We start from the raw sequence: 16,268 nt of genomic DNA, 5'->3' as shown, positions 1-16,268 counted from the left end.
TCAGCTTTGAGGCTTGAGCGGGCCGCAGCAGAGACTGCTGACAGGTGAATGTGGCTCATCGGTGGTTGCAAAGTTCTCATTTGCCGGCCGCTTCCGCCTCACAGCAGAGTGACGCCAAAAGCAAATACATCGAGAGCTTTTGGGGGGAAGGCGTGTTTTACCAAGGCGAAATCGCGTTCGTGCCTATCGGGCAGCGCGGCCTGAGCGCGGATGGCCATCCCCAGAAGACACTCATCTGTTCGTTCGACAGCCCTCCGACGGTGCGGCAGTCGACGTCCAGCATGGGTAACCGGTCGACGCGCCGAGGCAAAAGCTCCGGGGCCACCTTGGCGGCTTAGGATTGCTCAAATGAAGAGGAGGAAGGCATGAAGTTCAGGACATTGTTGGGCGTGGCCGCTATCCTTGCGCTCACAGGTGTATCGGCTCCTGCCGCTGATAAGGATGCCGCCGACATTGCTGTCGAAGCAGCAAAGAAATATGCGGGCACGACGATCAGTATCGTCTGGGAGGCGGGCCTTCAATCGCTCGACCCGCTCAACTATTCGGGTCCGAAATGGGAGAAGCTCACTGGCATCAAGGTGAAGGTGGTCGAGGTGCCGACCGACCAGATGTTCACCAAGATCATGCAGGATTTCAAGTCGGGCGCCGGGGCCTATGACGCACTGAACGTCATTCCATCCTGGATGCCCGACCTGGCCGGGGCCGGAGCGCTCGAGCCCCTGGACAAATATGTCGACAAGTTCGGCTATCGCGACGAGTTGCAGGACATCGCCGCAGCCTATCGCGACAACCAGATGCAGTATGACGGCAAGATCTTCGGCTTCCCGGACGACGGCGATGTGATGCTGCTCTACTACCGCAAAGACATTTTCGAGGATCCGAAGATGAAGGAGGGGTTCAAGGCCAAGTTCGGCTACGAGCTCGCTCCGCCCAAGGATTGGAAGCAGCTTGACGACATCGGACAGTTCATCACTGACAAGATGGCGCCCAAGGTCTATGGCGCCGGCTTCTTCCGAACTGCGCCTTATCCGCAATACATGTTCCAGGAACGTTTCCGCATGGAGGGCGGCAAGTTCTTCAATGCCGATACGATGAAATCGACGGTGAACAGCGATGTCGGCCTGAAGGTCTTCAAGCAGATGTTGGCCGAGAACAAGTTCATGCCACCAGGCGTGGAGCAATGGAATTTCGTCGACAACTTGGCCGCGTTCCTCCAGGGCACCACCGCCATGACGATCTCCTGGCCCCCTTATGGGCGTTGGGCCGCCGGCTACGGCTCGGGCGAGGAAGCGCTGAAATGGGTACCCAAATCGCAAGTCGCCGGCAAGGTCGGGTATGCGCTCACGCCCCTCGGTCGCCCGGAGCTTGGCGTCGGTTTCGACCTGTCCGTCTCGGCCACGAGCAAGAACAAGGAGGCCGCTTATCTCTTCATCCAATGGCTGAACAGCAAGAAGACCAGCCTTGAGCGCGTGCAGCTCCCCTATACGCTCCGCGATCCCTTCCGCCTGTCGCACTACGCGAGCGAGAAATACCGTGCGCTCTGGCCTGATGCTCCTGCCTATCTCGACACGATCAAGACATCTGGCGAGAAGGGCCTGCTCGATCTCTCCCTGCTGCAGCAGGACAAGTACGACGAGGCGATGACCAAGGCCATTTCGAGCCTCTGGGCCGGCGAAGATCCGAAGACCATTCTCGACCGCATGGCGCAGCAGTTTGATGCCATCACCGAGAAGGTGGGCATTGAAAACCAGAAGGCGGTTTATAAGGTCTGGGCAGCAAAACCAGGCGCTTATCCGCAATAGTTGGCTTGGAGGGCGCGCGGGAGGCACCGCCTCCCGTGCGGCGCGATTCCTGGATTGATGATGACGTTCTCTTTAAGCTTTAATGGCACTGAACATCGCCGCCCGAGCCGGCTCGGGCGTGTGCTCGAGGACCGCCTACCCTATCTCATCGTTGCGCCCGCAATATTGGTTCTTCTCCTCGTCGGCCTCTTTCCCCTCATCTACTCGTTGATCGTGAGCTTCCAGCGCATCACGATGACGGACAATGATACGTCTTTCGCCGGCTTGCTGAACTATGCGGAGTTGTTCAGAGATACCCGTTTGTGGGCATCGCTCGGCCACACCGCGATCATCACAGCAATCGCCCTGCCTCTCGAGCTACTGATCGGCTTCCTGATGGCGCAGCTCTTCATCGACCGCATGCCCGGGCGCCAGCTCTTCGTCGCGCTCTTGGTGCTGCCGACGGTGATCTCTCCGATTGTTGCTGGTGCGACCTGGCGCCTGTTGTTCGACGTCCGCTTTGGTCCCATCGGTGAGATACTCAGCTTTTTCGCCGGCGAACCGATCCGGATCCTGTGGACCGTCAACCCTGCTTACGTCTATCCGGCGATCATCATCTGCGAAGTTTGGCAGTGGTCGCCGTTCATGTTTCTGCTGCTGCTCGCTGCGTTGTCCAATGTCGATCAGTCTCAACTGGAGGCTGCTGAGATCGATGGGGCATCGTATCTGCGCGTGCTTCGCGCGATCATTCTGCCGGCGATCGCGCCCGTGATAGCTGTTGCATGCCTTATCCGCGGCCTCGACCTCGTGCGCATCTTCGACATCATCTGGGCCCTCACCGAAGGCGGGCCGGGCTCGATGACCGAGACGATTTCACTCTACACCTATGTGCAGGGCTTCTCGCAATTCGAAACCAGCTACACCGCCGCGATCTCCTTCCTGGTGATTGCGCTGCTCACTCTCATTACCACGCTTGTCCTCAAGCGCATGGAGATTGCGCGATGAGGCTGATGAAGCTGCCCACCAGGAAGGGGCGCGTTCTGGTGCTACGCTATATCGGCGCCGGCGTCGTCACTTTGCTGTTTCTATTTCCGGTTTATTGGCTGTTTATGATTTCGTTCAAGACGCCGGACGAGATCTATCACGTGCCGCCATTGTGGATGCCTGGGCAGATCCAGTTCTCGAATTATTATGTCCTATTCAAGGATGGTGACGTCATGGCCATCCTGAACAGCCTGATCGTCGCCGGCGTTAGCTCCGCCATTGCCATCATTCTTGGTACCCTATGCGCCTACAGCCTCGCCCGCTTCGGCACGGGTGGCGAGAACCTTGCGATGTGGATCATTTCCCAGCGCATGATCCCGCCGATTGCGGTCGTCTTCCCGATCTTCCTCATCTACGTCTATTTCGGTTTGGTTGACGGCTACTTCGGCCTGATCGTGCTCTATACCGCGTTCAATCTGCCCTATGTCATCTGGATGATGCGGGGTTATATCGTTGATGTTCCGCTCGAGCTGGAGGAAAGCGCCCTCGTCGACGGACTGAACCGATGGCAGGTCATCTGGAAAGTCGTCTTCCCGATGGTGCGCCCGGGGCTCATGGCGACTTCGGTCTTTACTTTCGTGTTCGCCTGGAACGACTTCCTCTTCGCGCTGGTGCTCACGCGTACCGAAGTGATCACTTTTCCGGTCATGCTGACGCACTATTTCGGTGGCCAGTCGAACTTCTGGGCCAAAATCGCGGCGATGTCCGTCCTGGGGACTTTGCCGATCTTCGTCGCAGTTACGGTAATGCAGCGCTATCTCGTGCGCGGCATCTCGCTCGGCGCCGTCAAAGGTTGAGGAGATTAGAGTGGCCGACGTCAAGTTGACCGGAGTGCACAAATACTACGGTAACGTGCATGCCGTTCGGGGACTAGACTTAACCATCAGCGATGGCGAATTCGCTGTGCTCGTGGGTCCGTCAGGCTGCGGCAAGAGCACGCTTTTGCGGACGATCGCCGGTCTCGAAGATCCGGACGACGGCACGATCGCGATTGGCGGCGCTATCGTCAACGATCTGCGTCCGCGCGAACGCAACATTGCGATGGTCTTTCAGAACTACGCACTCTATCCCTATTTAACCGTCAATGAGAATATCGCGTTCGGCCTGCGCGCCCGCAAGACGCCAGAAATCGAGATCAGGAAGCGGGTCAGCGAAGCCGCCGAGATGCTCGGCATCGGCAATCTCCTCCAGCGTTATCCACGTCAGCTCTCCGGTGGACAGCGTCAACGCGTCGCGATCGGACGGGCCATCGTTCGCAAGGCGGATCTTTTCTTGTTTGACGAGCCGCTCTCGAATCTGGACGCCCAATTGCGTGACGAAATGCGAACCGAGATCAAGCGTCTGCATCACGAGATCACCACCACAATGATCTACGTTACACACGATCAGGTCGAGGCGATGACGCTGGCGGATCGTATCGTGCTGCTACGCGATGGAAAAATAGAGCAGCAGGGAGCTCCACTCGAACTGTTCGAGCGGCCGCGAACGGGCTTCGTGGCGGGCTTCCTCGGCTCTCCTTCGATCAATCTCATACCGGCAACCCTGACGGCGATGAATGGCGGGCTTTCTGTCGTTTTCGGTTCCGGAGAGTCCCTGACTGTGCCGCCTGCGAAGGCCACTGCCCTTTCTAGCGTGGCGGGACGTGAGGTCATTGTCGGCATTCGGCCTCAGCATTTCGGCCGAGCCGGCGACGGACCATTGCGCGATGGGGTGGTGCCCTATTCAGCGGTCGCCGATCTCATCCAGCCTACAGGTACTCGTACCTTCACGACCATCAAGATCGGCGGAGTAGACGCAGTCGCGGAGCTGCAAGCACATGATGTTCAGAGCCATGGCGAGCGAATCCAGCTCGCCATCGACCTCAATCGGATGGTGCTGATCGATCCGGCCACAGGCTCGGTCATCGCCTAAGCGCAAGAGTTCGCAAACCCAACAACGGGATGCAGGGGGAAAAGCATGGCATCGAGACTTTTTGCTAGCGGAATCGGAGCGCCCGAGGGGCCAATCTGCCTCCCCGACGGATCGATGTATGTCACGGAGATGTCCGCATCGACGTTGTGCATCACGCGGCTCGATCAGCGAGGCAATCGCAGAGTGGTTCGCGCGACGGGCGGCCGCCCGAACGGACTGACGACGGACGGCCACGGCCGCATCTGGATCGCGGAAGCGGGCCTGCGGGCGCTGATTTGCATCGACCAAGCCGGAAACGAGATCCGGCGCATGCAGGGCGAAGGCGCCGATCGCTTTCTATTTCCGAATGACCTCTGCTTCGGCCCCAACGGACTACTCTACATGACTGATTCAGGCATGGCGGCTGAGGATTTCATCAACGGGCAGGCCTTCGTCGAGGGCTATATGGACCTTGATTGGGACGGCCGCGTCTACGAAATCGATCCCGCGGCCATGAAGGTCCTTCGCGTCCTCGATCGCAAGATCCGATTCACCAACGGGATTGCTTTCGGGCCCGACGACCATCTCTATGCCAACGCATCGTTCACAGGCGAAATCTACCGCTATGACGTACTCGGCAAGCCAATGCCTGAACGTGTTGTTTTCGGCAATGTGCTGCAGCCCGACTCCAATCCTGACTTCAAGGGGCCCGACGGGATGGCTTTTGGCACCGACGGCCGGCTCTATTGCACAGTCTATAATCAGAAGAACGTCACTGTGCTCGACCGCGGCGGCAACGTCGTGGACCGGCTCATGCTGGATGGGCCGCAACCGACAAATTGCGCCTTCACGATTGAAGGCAAGAAGTTGCGCGTGACAGAGGTCGGCAAGGGCCAGGTTGAAGAGCTCGATGTGCCCTGCGAAGGGGTGCCTCTACATCTGCCTAAATTCGGTTAAGGTTGGAAACTCGTTTCCGGTCGGCACGCGGCACTTGGCACAGAGCAACTAGCTGGTGCAGGCCGCAGATGAGTTGGCGGCAGCTCGCGGTCTTAGCATTTCGCGACGGCGCGCCTGGGGCGGATACATACGAGCATGAACAGTTCAAAACAGGAGCTAAGACAAGTGGGGCCGCTGGCTTGCCGAGGATTATGGCCACCGGCCCCGGCGTCAGCTACTTGAAATTGCCCTGCCCCAGGTGCAGTAGCGATAGCTGACAGGCACGAGATGGCCCGGCGGCGGCTCCTCCGCAAATCTCGGCTGCAGTTAACGTAAATGGCAGGGCGCGAGGTGATGTTATGTTTTGTTTTGGTCAGCATGGCGGTGCCGCCAGTTGAAGTGCCGTGATCGTCGCCCACCAGGACGGCCTATGTCGCGGAGCCGCGAACGGAAGTTGGGCAATTACTCGTCCGGCTACGACGCGAGTTGAGTGATTGGTTAGGTCGGAACTCCTTGCGAGCCGTTAGTTGATCGCGAGCGGAGCTCAAACTCTAGCTCTGTCAGCTTTTTGATCAGCTGCTCAATAACCGCCTCGTAATCAGAACGCGTGAGTGAGTTCACGCCACGGGAGGCGAGCTCGTGCTGCAGGATTGTTGCCATCACGGCCTTGACGCTCATAGGACCTCATCTGAAATGATTTCGCATCAAATCTCAAACCAAGGAGACAATCAACAAGGAGGAGGATGGAGCTGGAAGTGTCGCTGCATTCCGATCGATTATCAGCCCCAGGGATGCATACGTACCCAAAAGACTTTGAGCCTGGATATTCGATGCTCCTCCACCAGTTGGCCGATTTGCTGACTCCGCTTCCCGTCTTTGCTTTATGAGCTGGTCAAAAAGCCACCATCAGCTAGCACGAGAGCAGCTCTTGTGGTAATTGCAGTCCATAGGTCCATAGTTTGTTTTTGAAGAGTTTCATTTCGAGGACGATTTGTTCGTGACGATGGTTGCCGTGCTTTGCCAATTTGCATCCGCCGATTGCGTTGATAAGATCGTGACGAGCTCTGCATTCGACAGCACGCTTACTTTCCAGGGCTGCGTTATGAACGGCCAGACAGGGCTGGCCCAGTGGAAAGAAGCGCATCCAATTTACCGCTCAGATACTTGGCATATTCAGCGGCACAAATGCATGCCGGGAGATTACAATATCGCTCACCACAAAGCGTAGAGATCAAAGAAGCTACGCAACGCCCGCCACCGCGGTGTCAGCGAGAGCGTATGCGGTTCATCTAATGTCCCCAGCGCAACGCGCGGACGGGGCTTGCCGGGGCTCTGTTCGCTCGGAAGCATTTGAGCTAAGCCGAGTGGCTACAGGACGAAGAAAGTACAGCGAGAGGCCAGGGTTCCGTTCGCAAATCCTCTTTAATGCGTCGGCCTTGATCCAGAAAAGCTCCAAATCGCTGGCCGCTCGAGCAGATTGCGTGCGGCGGCGTCGATCCACGGCGAACAGCCCAACCTCACCAAAAACCTCTCCTGGATACAAGAGCTTGTCTATTTCGGGAAGCTCGACTTGTCCTGATCCGATGAGATAGAGTGCATCGGCGTGATCCCCTTTCTCGAAGATTGTCTCTCCAGCCTTGATCCGCTGTGTGTGCATGAACGGCTGAAGCCAGTTCGGAGAAAGATCTGTATTAGCGGCGAGCTTGGCGCGGCGTAGTACCAAGACCATGCGGACGAAGTAGGCAGCGTTTAGTGGAAGCAAAATAAAGTGCAGAATCAGCACAGGGTAGATACCGGCGCCAGTGGCATAGACGATGAATGCGAGATTGCTGCAGATGGCGACGGCCCGCAGAGTCAGCATGGTGTGCATGCAGAATGTCACGAGGACGAGCGAAGAGGCCAGATAGCCACAAGCTTCTATCCACGTCATGGCAGCCTACTTTGCTGCTTTAGGCGCAATGAATCACCTGCAAAGCGCGGGCCAAGCGTTCATCAGAAGACGAACGGCTGACGTACCGCCTCAGCCGAGCCGGAGCCTGCTTCGCTCTGTTGGTTATCCAAGGCTGCACGCCGCGCATATGAACCAGTTCACACGCTGATCGGGGCGCTTCGCTTCGCCAGCGTTATAAACTGCTGCCGGTGCCAGCAAGTTCTATCCGCTCGCGTCACTTAAGGTGGCAGCCGATCGCGGTCCGGTCACGGGACCGGATAGTCTTATTTCAGGAAGCCGATAGACAGCCAGGGCACCGCGGCGACGATCAGCGTGCCAATGAGCAGCGCAATCATGTATCCCACGATTGGTCTCATACCGTCGTCCGGGTTAATGCGGCTGATAGCGCAGGCCGCGTAGTAGCCGACCCCAAACGGCGGTGCGAACAGGCCGATGCCCATCGCGAGAACCACGACCATTGCGTAATGGACATCGTGGACCCCAACCTGCCGCGCGATCGGGAACAGGAGCGGACCGAACAAGACGATGGCTGGGATCCCCTCCAGCACGCTGCCTAGAATCACGAAAGTTACGATCGTCACCGCTAGGAAGACGGGGACACCGCCGGGAAGGCTGGTCATGAACTTGGCAAGCGAGGCTGAAAATCCCGACTGGGTCAGCGCCCAGGCCATTCCTGTCGCGGCGCCGATGATGAGCAGAATCGCGCCCGACAGGGAGGCCGTCTCGACCAGCATAGGATAGATGCGTCGCCAGTCGAACTGGCGGTAAATGAGGAGACCGGCGCAGGCCGAGTACAAGATGCCGATGGTCGAGACCTCCGTTGCCGTTGCAACGCCTTCGACGACGGCGGTCCGGATCACGAAAGGCAAGGCGATCGCAGGAAGAGCAATGACAAAGGCTCGGCCGATCTCCCGCCCAGTCGCCCTTTTGACGTGAGAGAGGTCCTCGCGCCGGTAGCGCCACCACACGATCGCCCCGAGCATAACTGCGAGCACCACGCCCGGGAGCAATCCGCCGGTGAATAGCGCGGAGATCGACACGCCCGTCACCGAGCCGATCGTGATCAGAACCAGCGACGGCGGAATCGTTTCGGTTTGCGCCCCCGTGGCGGCCAGCAACGCAACGAGGTCGCCGGGTTTGGCGCCACGCTGCCGCATCTCGGGAAACAGCACAGGGGCCACGGCCGCCATATCTGCCGCCTTGGACCCTGAGATACCGGAGACCAGATACATAGCCCCGACCAGGACGTAGTGCAGCCCGCCGCGGACGTGGCCGAGGAGACTTGCGAGGAAACCGACCATTGCGCGAGCCATGCCCGTCATCTCGATCAGCAGGCCCAGGAAGACGAAAAGAGGCACGGCGAGCAGGATCAGATGGCTCATCCCTTCATCCATCCGCCCGATCATCACTACGTCCGGCGTGCTCGTCGTAAGCGTGAGATAACCCACGGTGGCGAGACCGAATGCAAAGGCAATCGGAACGGCGGCAAAGACCATCGCACCGACAACAAAGACGAAGAAGATCAGAAGGTTCAGATTGCCGAGCGGCTTAAAAACCGGCGCGAGCAGCACGAACGCAAGGATGAGACCGGCGACGATCGCTAGAGAGGCCAACAAGCTGCGTAGATTGGCAATTCGGCAGAGCCGGAGGGCCGCGGCGATCAGCATCAGCCCAATTCCGATCGGTAGCGCCGCCGCACGCCAAGTGTTGATGATCTCCAGCGCCGGCGTGGTGACGAAGGCCTCGTCGGCGGCAAATTCATAGGCCGGCCAAACGACGAGCAAAAGAAACGCCAGCGAGGCTGCGGCCGCCACCACGTCCAAAAACGCACGCACCTGGGCACTGAGCACGCCGACGATGGCTGTCATACGCATGTGCTCGCCGCGCTGGAAAGCAATGACGGAGCCGAGCATGGCAAGCCAAAGGAAGAGAATACCGGCGAGTTCGTCGGACCAGACGATGGGGGAGCGGAATACGTATCTGCCTACGATTCCTGCGGCCAGGATTGCGACTTCGGCCAGGACGAGTAGCGCGGCTGGGACCGCGACGAGGTGGCCCAACATCGTGTTCGCTGTTACCGCCCAATGTCGGGGACCCCGTTCAGTCGAGGCGGTCGCTCCACCGTCATCAGCATGTGGAGCGTGGCTCACGCTGCTCATGACAGCTGCCCCGCCGCTTTTTCGAGCTGCGACCACGCCTCCTCGCCGAATTTGCCCTTCCAGTCGGAGTAGAAGCTAGTCTTGGACAAGGCTTGTCGGAAGGCGGCGCGATCGACTTCGATAAATTTGAGACCTTTGGCCGACAGATCGGTGCGCAAGGACTGGCTGAGCTTTGCGATATCAGCCCGCTGATCGACGGCGGAGCGATCTAGTTCGCGGGTCACGACCTCCTGAACATCCTTCGGTAAGCGCTCGAATGCGCGCTTGTTGGCGAGGATCCAGTATCCGTCCCAAACGTGCCCGGTCAGGCTGCACGTGCTTTGCACTTCGTAGAGGCGGGCGGTTGCAATGATCGGCAACGGATTCTCCTGGCCGTCCACGACTTTGGTCTGTAACGCGGAGTAGACCTCGTTGAAGTTAATAGGCGTCGGGCCGGCTCCAAGCGCCTTGAAAAGCGAGGTCAAAAGCGGCGCCGGGGGGACGCGGATCTGGAAATTCTTTAGATCGTCAGGGCTGCGGATCTCACGTCCGGAAGAAGTCACCTGACGAAAGCCGTTATCCCACGCTTTGGAAACCGCCATGATCGGAGTTTTGGCAATCTGCGTCCGGATGTAGGTTCCGAGATCTCCGTCCATAGCTTTCCAAACGCTATCGTAGTCAGTAAACGCGAAGCCGGTGTTCACCAGGCCCGCACTTGGGACCAGGGTGGCGAGGATCGAAGAGGACTGATTAAAGAATTCGACGCCGCCGCTGCGGACCTGGGTCATGAGCTCGGTGTCGGACCCGAGCTGGTTGGCCGGAAACAGCCTGATCTCGAGCCGGCCACTGGTAGCCTCTAGAATGCGTTGGATGGCTTCCTGCGCGCGGACGTTCACCGGATGCGTCGGATCCTGGCCGGTTGCAAATTTATAAACGAATTCGGCCGCAGATGCCGGTCGAGTGAGAATTGCGCAGAGAGGTACGGCCGTTGCAGCTTTCAACAGGGAACGCCGGCTGATATCTCTGCGTTTCGATACGCTCATGTCTTCCTCCTCGTTCTATTTACCTAGCGGTGGCGATCTCAGCGCAGGCGGCGCAGCCGTTCCGCTCATTCGTGTGCCCGCGTCTTGAGTGCCGGCATTTGGGCAAAAGCCAGCGTTCGCCGCTGCAAGGTGCGGCGGGCAACGTTGAGTACAGCTTGTTGGACCTCAGCCCAGCGGCGCTAAAGCCACTGTTTGATTTGCCTTGCGACCTCTGCGGTGGAAATCCCGTAACGGTCGTGCAGCGTTGGAAGCGCGCCGGCGTCGAGAAATTCGTCCGGCAATGCGATCTGGCGGAAAGGCGGATGTGCCCCAGAACGCAAGAGGAGTGCGGCAATTGCTTCGCCGAGGCCACCAATGGTCGTGTGATTTTCGGCAACGACGACAAGCCGTGCCGGCTTGCTGGCCTCACGCAGGATAGTCTCTGCGTCGAGGGGCTTGATGGTTGGAACATGCAGCACCGCTGCATCCACGCGGTCATCCTTCAAAGCTTGGACGGCCTCGAGTGCCCGCATGGTCATGATGCCGGACGAGATGATCAGGACGTCCTTGCCATCACGGATCAGCTTGGCCTTTCCAAGCTCGAACTTATAGTCGTATTCATCCAGAACGACAGGCACCTGGCCGCGCAGCAGGCGCATGTAGACTGGACCTTGATGCGCGGCTATGGCTGGCACCACCTGCTCGATTTCACTGGCATCGCAGGGGTCGATCACCGTCATATTTGGCATGGCCCGAAACAACGCGAGATCCTCGGCGGCTTGATGACTTGGGCCATAGCCCGAGGTCAGGCCGGGCAAGGCGCAGACGATTTTCACGTTGCGGTCTTCCTCCGCAATGGTCTGATGAATGAAATCGTAGGCGCGCCGCGATGCGAACACGGCATATGTCGTCGCAAAGGGCATGAAGCCCTCTGCGGCGAGTCCGGAGGCTGCTCCGAACAAAAGTTGCTCGGCCATGCCCATCTGGTAATAGCGGTCTGGAAATTCCTTGGCGAAGATGTGCAGGTCGGTGTATTTGCCGAGATCGGCGGTCATGCCGACCACCTCTGGCCGGCTCCGTGCCAGTTCGACGAGTGCATGTCCGAACGGCGCTGGCTTCGTCTTTTGGCCCTCGGCCGCAATCGAGGCGATCATGGCAGAGGTGGTTAGGCGCGGCTTGCCCGCTTGCGGTGCTGATCTGACGGTCTTCATGCCTGCCTCCCGGCTTCCAGCGCGGCAAGGGCAAGTTGCCATTCGTGCTGCTCGACGCGAATGAAATGGTTCTTCTCGCGCTGCTCGAGGAAAGGAACGCCCTTCCCCATGAGGGTGTCGGCGACGATCATTCGCGGCTTCGGCTCGGGATGCGACTTTGCACGGTCGAATGCTGCGAGCACGGCATCGAGATCATTGCCATCGATACGTTGTACGAACCAGCCGAATGCCTGGAGCTTGTCGACCAAGGGTTCGAAGGCCATGACTTGCGTCGAGGGACCGTCGGCCTGCTGGTTGTTGACATCGACAATGCCGATCAGGTTGTCCAGCTTGTAGTGGGCCGCCGACTGGATGGCCTCCCACACGGAGCCCTCGTCGAGCTCGCCGTCGGAGAACAAGGTGTATACCCGCGCCTCGGACCTTTTGCGTTTGAGGCCAAGGCCCATGCCGACAGCAATGCTGAGCCCGAGGCCGAGCGAGCCACCCGACATTTCCATTCCGGGCGTGTAGGAGGCCATGCCCGACATTGGCAAGCGGCTCTCGTCACTGCCATAGGTCTCAAGCTCTTCCTCGGGGACGATCCCCGCTTCTATCAAAGCCGCATAAAGCGCAATAGCGTAGTGCCCGTTTGAGAGCAGGAAGCGATCGCGTTCCTCCCAGGTCGGATCCTCCGGCCGATAGCGCATCGCGTGAAAGTAAGCCACGGCGAGAACGTCGGAGATATCGAGCGCCTGAGCGATATAGCCTTGGCCCTGAACTTCCCCCATGCGCAGCGCATTGCGGCGAATGTTATAGGCGCGGTCCGCCAGCTTGGGCGTGTTGGTCAACGTTTTGGTCGGCGCTTCCATCGATCTGGACCTTCTCTTGCTGGCTCAGTGGATGAGCATGCCGCCATTGACGTCGATCACGGCACCAGTGACGTACGCGGAGAGATCGGAGGCCAGAAAAGTGTAGATGCCGGCGACATCTTCTGCGGTGCCGAGACGATTGAGTGGAATGCCTTCCAGAATTTTCGCACGCATTTCATCAGTCAGCTTGCCGGCCGTGATATCGGTGCCGATCAGGCCAGGCGTGACGCAGTTGACGCGGATGTTGTCAGGACCGAACTCGCGAGCCATGGCCTTGGCTAAACCAAGAACGCCGGCTTTCGCTGCCGAATAGTGTGGTCCCCCAAAAATTCCGCCGCCACGCTGGGCCGACACCGACGACATGCATGCGATCGATCCGGACTTCCGCGCACGCATATGCGGGATCACGGCCTGGGAGAGGAAGAGAACGCCTTTGAGATTGACGTCTTGAATGCGATCCCAATCGGCGGCTGATATGTCCAGGAGCTTCACCGGCTGGGGAATGCCGGCATTGTTGATCAGTATATCGATACCACCGAATGCCTCGACCGCGCTTGCAACTGCCCGCTCGCAGGACGATTTGTCAGCGACGTCGCAGCGCAAACCGAGGTGTTCCTTGCCAAGAGTGGCTGCTGCCCCTGCCGCGGCTCCGGCATCGATATCGAGGATTGCGACCCGAGCGCCCTCGGAGGCAAACCGCCGGGCGGTGGCGAGCCCGATCCCCCGCGGCGAGGCCGCGCCCGAAATGATGGCTGTCTTCCCGCTGAGCAGCATCAGTTCCTCCCGCAAATTGTTTTCCTTGACAATGCTAGGAATGACCCTCGCTCTCCGCGCCGACAAGCGCACAGTTGTCATGGGTCGATGAATCTGGTTCACTTATGCGATGCTCTCGAATGTTCCGATATCGGCAATTCGCGCCTTTGAGGCGGCGGCCCGCACCGGATCGTTTCGCGATGCGGCGAATGAGCTTCACCTGACGCCAAGTGCAGTCAGTCATGCAATCCGTAAGCTGGAGGACACGCTCCGGACCGTTCTCTTCGAGCGCAGTGCACGCGCGGTGCGGCTCACGCCGGCCGGCGAGAACCTGATGCGACATACCGGCGCTGCATTCGATCAGCTCCGCCGCGGCTTGGAGGAAGTCGCTGCTCGTGGTCCGCAGTTGGTGCGGGTTCACTCCGCTCCGAGCTTTGCAGCGCAATGGCTAACGCCACGACTGGCGCAGTTTCTTGCAGCCCATCCGAAGCTAGAAGTTCGCTTGGCTGCCAGCACAGACTATGCGCGTTTCAGTAACGATGATTTCGATGTCGACATCGTTTACGGTCCGCCGAGGGCGGAGGGCGTCGAGATTGTTCCTCTGCCAGAGGAAACAGTCACTCCCCTATGCTCCCGGAAGCTTGCAAAATCAATCAAGAAGCCGATCGACCTCCTGGATCAGACATTGATCCGTTCAGACGTGAAGCAAGTTCAATGGCATCAGTGGTTCGCCGCCAATGGATTGGAAGCTCCAGCGATTCACGGCATGAGATTCGATCGAAGTTTCCTGGCGATTGCAACCGCCGCCGAAGGACTGGGAGTAGCCTTGGAATCAACGCTTCTAGCGGAGCGCGAATTGGCTAGCGGACGACTGGTTGCTCCATTGGCCGGCCGCGCAACCGATATTCGATACGTCGGTCACAGGCTAATTTATCCGCGCGCCAGCCGGCAACGCTCGGCGGTGCGCGCTTTTGCCGATTGGATCGTCGCCCAGCTCGGAGGCGAAGCTAGCCTTTCCTCCCAGTAAGTATCGCTCGTTGCCGCGATGGTTTGGCTATCCGAAAAAGTGAGGATGGGCCTCGTCAGAACGGCCATGCGCGGTGGCTTATCGCAACAATTGTGTGACTGCGAGAGGGACGAGCAAAGACGTAACCAGCGCGTTCAGGCTCATCGCAATCCCCGAGAACACGCCCGCAACCTCGTCCACCTGAAACGCTCGCGCGGTACCAATGCCGTGCGCGGCGATGCCCGCGGCAAAACCACGCGCACGAAAATCAATGATACCACTCCAATTCATCAATGGCGTGACAATGATCGCTCCCATGATCCCCGTGAGGATCACCGCGACGGCGGTCAGAGAAGGGTCGGCGTGCAGTGTTTCGCTGATCCCCATTGCGACCGCGGCTGTCACGGACTTAGGCGCAAGGGACAGTACAACATCGCGCGGCAAGCCTGCAGCTTTCGCAAGCAGCACAATCGACGCGGCCGCTGTGACCGAGCCCACAACGAGGGCTGCCAGCATTGGCACGATCGAGGCAAGGACGATCCTGCGGTTCTCGTAGAGCGGGATAGCGAGCGCGACTGTGGCTGGGCCGAGCAAGAAATGTACGAACTGCGCTCCGCTAAAATAGACCGGATATGGCGTGCTGGTCACGAACAGAAACACGCCGATGATCCAGACCGCGTGGAGAACAGGATTGGCGAGCGGATGTCGGTGGAGGGCAAGCGACAGCGCTTCCGAGACTGCATAAACCAGTAAGGTGATCGTCAGCCAAAGCAGAGGCGATTGCGACAGATAGACCCAGAGCGAGAATGCATGGTCCTTCATGGCGCCTCATGACCGAACAGCCGGCTGACCAGGCGAAACGTTAGCACGGTCGCGAGAAGGGTCACTACGACGGAAAGGGCAAGAATCAACACAATTGCTATCCCATGAGCATAAATGAGATCGAGTTTTTCCACGACACCCACGCCGGCCGGGACAAACAGGAGAGACAGATTGTTGAGCAGCCCCCTGCTGGCAGTCTCAACGCCGCCGTTTCGCAGCGGTCCTTGAGCGATGATTGCGAAACGGTCACGGACGAGCAGCAAAATCAACAGCAGCAGGAGCCCGACGACCGGACCAGGCAGCAGCAGGCCGAACCCGCGCGTAATGGCCTCTCCGATCAATTGGCAGAGGAGGATAAGACCGAGACTTGCCAGCATGGGGCACCTGAGTAGCACTTTCACACGAGGAGAAGCTGCCGGAAGCTCAATTTTGTTGATTCTTGAGACCGGCGCTGCCCTCCTGCGCTGCAAAAAAGATAACGATTGATAGCCATCTCGATTTGCCGATGGAGCGTCATCGCGGCTGAACACCGGGGCTTGCCTACGACCGGAAGGGTAACTTTGATTCCTGCATCGACAAAGGTCTTTCTCAAGCTTTCCCTCTGCGCGTCGGACATTGGTGTGTCGCTGTACTCCTCGATCCGCCAGATGATCGCCGTGGAGACGCACACCCGCTGGGCCACTTCCTTGACGGACCAGTTCAACAGGCCGCGGGCGGCACGCAGATGCCTGCCGCTGAGGCCCTCATGCCAGCGATACAGCCCGTCTGCTCGCTGCAAGCGGCATTCGACTAAAAAGGCTGTGCGGTTTCGACCGAAACCGCCCATCCGCGCAGAGCTGCCTCGTGGTCGTCAGGCAATGTAAGCT

17 protein-coding genes are annotated in these 16,268 nt (G+C 59.0%); 7 read left to right on the top strand and 10 right to left on the bottom strand.

Translation table 11 applies throughout. The annotated features are described in order from the left end of the window. Positions 1-365 precede the first annotated feature (365 nt). The 5 genes from X268_RS34710 to X268_RS34690 all read left to right on the top strand — a co-directional run bounded on the left by X268_RS34710 (position 366) and on the right by X268_RS34690 (position 5,672). Positions 366-1,802 (top strand): ABC transporter substrate-binding protein, encoded by a 1,437-nt coding sequence (locus X268_RS34710; protein WP_128929506.1) that lies wholly within the window; start codon positions 366-368, stop codon positions 1,800-1,802. A 57-nt stretch (positions 1,803-1,859) separates the two neighbouring features. Continuing rightward, a complete protein-coding gene (locus X268_RS34705; protein ID WP_128969536.1) occupies positions 1,860-2,786 on the top strand; it encodes a carbohydrate ABC transporter permease in 927 nt (308 codons plus the stop codon). Next, entirely contained in the window at positions 2,783-3,622 is an 840-nt protein-coding gene (locus X268_RS34700; RefSeq protein WP_128929504.1) for a carbohydrate ABC transporter permease, read from the top strand. Before X268_RS34705 ends, X268_RS34700 begins: the two co-directional genes overlap by 4 nt. A 10-nt stretch (positions 3,623-3,632) precedes the next feature. Continuing rightward, on the top strand, positions 3,633-4,736 hold the full coding sequence (locus X268_RS34695; protein WP_128929503.1) for an ABC transporter ATP-binding protein: 1,104 nt from the start codon (positions 3,633-3,635) through the stop codon (positions 4,734-4,736). A gap of 114 nt (positions 4,737-4,850) precedes the next feature. Continuing rightward, the gene (locus X268_RS34690) at positions 4,851-5,672 is read left to right on the top strand and encodes an SMP-30/gluconolactonase/LRE family protein (RefSeq protein WP_232995569.1); all 822 of its coding nucleotides are present in this window, start codon (positions 4,851-4,853) and stop codon (positions 5,670-5,672) included. 477 nt (positions 5,673-6,149) lie between these two features. On the opposite strand, the gene X268_RS34685 is transcribed toward X268_RS34690, so the two are convergent. Further along, positions 6,150-6,329 (bottom strand): hypothetical protein, encoded by a 180-nt coding sequence (locus X268_RS34685; RefSeq protein ID WP_128929501.1) that lies wholly within the window; start codon positions 6,327-6,329, stop codon positions 6,150-6,152. Between the two features lie 319 nt (positions 6,330-6,648). Here X268_RS34685 and X268_RS34680 point away from each other — a divergent pair, with 319 nt between their 5' ends. Beyond that, complete coding sequence (locus X268_RS34680; RefSeq protein WP_128929500.1) at positions 6,649-6,879, top strand: hypothetical protein; 231 nt, start codon at positions 6,649-6,651, stop codon at positions 6,877-6,879. Between the two features lie 57 nt (positions 6,880-6,936). Here the strand turns inward: X268_RS34680 and X268_RS34675 are convergent, their stop codons facing one another. From X268_RS34675 to X268_RS34650, 6 genes are all read right to left on the bottom strand, one after another. Next, positions 6,937-7,521, bottom strand: coding sequence for a cyclic nucleotide-binding domain-containing protein (locus X268_RS34675; RefSeq protein WP_237864935.1), 585 nt, complete (start codon positions 7,519-7,521; stop codon positions 6,937-6,939). Between the two features lie 344 nt (positions 7,522-7,865). Continuing rightward, the gene (locus X268_RS34670) at positions 7,866-9,761 is read right to left on the bottom strand and encodes a TRAP transporter large permease (protein ID WP_128929498.1); all 1,896 of its coding nucleotides are present in this window, start codon (positions 9,759-9,761) and stop codon (positions 7,866-7,868) included. After that, on the bottom strand, positions 9,758-10,783 hold the full coding sequence (locus tag X268_RS34665) for a TRAP transporter substrate-binding protein (RefSeq protein WP_128929497.1): 1,026 nt from the start codon (positions 10,781-10,783) through the stop codon (positions 9,758-9,760). Before X268_RS34665 ends, X268_RS34670 begins: the two co-directional genes overlap by 4 nt. A gap of 179 nt (positions 10,784-10,962) precedes the next feature. Further along, a complete protein-coding gene (locus tag X268_RS34660) occupies positions 10,963-11,973 on the bottom strand; it encodes a transketolase family protein (RefSeq protein WP_188637396.1) in 1,011 nt (336 codons plus the stop codon). Then, positions 11,970-12,821 (bottom strand): transketolase, encoded by an 852-nt coding sequence (locus X268_RS34655; protein WP_128929495.1) that lies wholly within the window; start codon positions 12,819-12,821, stop codon positions 11,970-11,972. The genes X268_RS34660 and X268_RS34655 overlap by 4 nt, the downstream gene beginning before the upstream one ends. 24 nt (positions 12,822-12,845) lie before the next feature. After that, a complete protein-coding gene (locus tag X268_RS34650; RefSeq protein WP_128929494.1) occupies positions 12,846-13,595 on the bottom strand; it encodes an SDR family NAD(P)-dependent oxidoreductase in 750 nt (249 codons plus the stop codon). 109 nt (positions 13,596-13,704) lie between these two features. On the opposite strand from X268_RS34650, the gene X268_RS34645 reads away from it, so the two are divergent. Further along, a complete protein-coding gene (locus tag X268_RS34645; RefSeq protein ID WP_128929493.1) occupies positions 13,705-14,601 on the top strand; it encodes a LysR substrate-binding domain-containing protein in 897 nt (298 codons plus the stop codon). A gap of 78 nt (positions 14,602-14,679) precedes the next feature. Here the strand turns inward: X268_RS34645 and X268_RS34640 are convergent, their stop codons facing one another. The 3 genes from X268_RS34640 to X268_RS34630 are packed head-to-tail and all read right to left on the bottom strand — an operon-like array spanning position 14,680 to position 16,180. After that, the gene (locus X268_RS34640; protein ID WP_128929492.1) at positions 14,680-15,402 is read right to left on the bottom strand and encodes an LrgB family protein; all 723 of its coding nucleotides are present in this window, start codon (positions 15,400-15,402) and stop codon (positions 14,680-14,682) included. Continuing rightward, positions 15,399-15,779: a CidA/LrgA family protein gene (locus tag X268_RS34635; RefSeq protein WP_128929491.1), complete on the bottom strand. Its 381-nt coding sequence runs from the start codon at positions 15,777-15,779 to the stop codon at positions 15,399-15,401. The genes X268_RS34640 and X268_RS34635 overlap by 4 nt, the downstream gene beginning before the upstream one ends. Positions 15,780-15,799: 20 nt before the next feature. Then, a complete protein-coding gene (locus X268_RS34630; RefSeq protein WP_128929490.1) occupies positions 15,800-16,180 on the bottom strand; it encodes a helix-turn-helix domain-containing protein in 381 nt (126 codons plus the stop codon). Between the last annotated feature and the right edge of the window lie 88 nt (positions 16,181-16,268).

It is taken from the genome of Bradyrhizobium guangxiense (assembly GCF_004114915.1).
Taxonomy (GTDB): Bacteria; Pseudomonadota; Alphaproteobacteria; order Rhizobiales; family Xanthobacteraceae; genus Bradyrhizobium; species Bradyrhizobium guangxiense.
The sequence above is the reverse complement of the archived record's forward strand: the minus strand, read 5'-3'. Positions and strand labels throughout refer to the sequence as shown.

What these genes read in the sequence shown, in the direction of transcription:
- X268_RS34645 (WP_128929493.1), top strand. Translation starts at nt 13,705, where the DNA reads ATGCTCTCGAATGTTCCGATATCGGCAATTCGCGCCTTTGAGGCGGCG.
- X268_RS34650 (WP_128929494.1), bottom strand. Translation starts at nt 13,595, where the DNA reads ATGCTGCTCAGCGGGAAGACAGCCATCATTTCGGGCGCGGCCTCGCCG.
- X268_RS34700 (WP_128929504.1), top strand. Translation starts at nt 2,783, where the DNA reads ATGAGGCTGATGAAGCTGCCCACCAGGAAGGGGCGCGTTCTGGTGCTA.
- X268_RS34670 (WP_128929498.1), bottom strand. Translation starts at nt 9,761, where the DNA reads ATGAGCAGCGTGAGCCACGCTCCACATGCTGATGACGGTGGAGCGACC.
- X268_RS34660 (WP_188637396.1), bottom strand. Translation starts at nt 11,973, where the DNA reads ATGAAGACCGTCAGATCAGCACCGCAAGCGGGCAAGCCGCGCCTAACC.
- X268_RS34690 (WP_232995569.1), top strand. Translation starts at nt 4,851, where the DNA reads ATGTATGTCACGGAGATGTCCGCATCGACGTTGTGCATCACGCGGCTC.
- X268_RS34675 (WP_237864935.1), bottom strand. Translation starts at nt 7,521, where the DNA reads ATGCACACCATGCTGACTCTGCGGGCCGTCGCCATCTGCAGCAATCTC.
- X268_RS34710 (WP_128929506.1), top strand. Translation starts at nt 366, where the DNA reads ATGAAGTTCAGGACATTGTTGGGCGTGGCCGCTATCCTTGCGCTCACA.
- X268_RS34640 (WP_128929492.1), bottom strand. Translation starts at nt 15,402, where the DNA reads ATGAAGGACCATGCATTCTCGCTCTGGGTCTATCTGTCGCAATCGCCT.
- X268_RS34635 (WP_128929491.1), bottom strand. Translation starts at nt 15,779, where the DNA reads ATGCTGGCAAGTCTCGGTCTTATCCTCCTCTGCCAATTGATCGGAGAG.
- X268_RS34685 (WP_128929501.1), bottom strand. Translation starts at nt 6,329, where the DNA reads ATGAGCGTCAAGGCCGTGATGGCAACAATCCTGCAGCACGAGCTCGCC.
- X268_RS34705 (WP_128969536.1), top strand. Translation starts at nt 1,860, where the DNA reads ATGATGACGTTCTCTTTAAGCTTTAATGGCACTGAACATCGCCGCCCG.
- X268_RS34655 (WP_128929495.1), bottom strand. Translation starts at nt 12,821, where the DNA reads ATGGAAGCGCCGACCAAAACGTTGACCAACACGCCCAAGCTGGCGGAC.
- X268_RS34665 (WP_128929497.1), bottom strand. Translation starts at nt 10,783, where the DNA reads ATGAGCGTATCGAAACGCAGAGATATCAGCCGGCGTTCCCTGTTGAAA.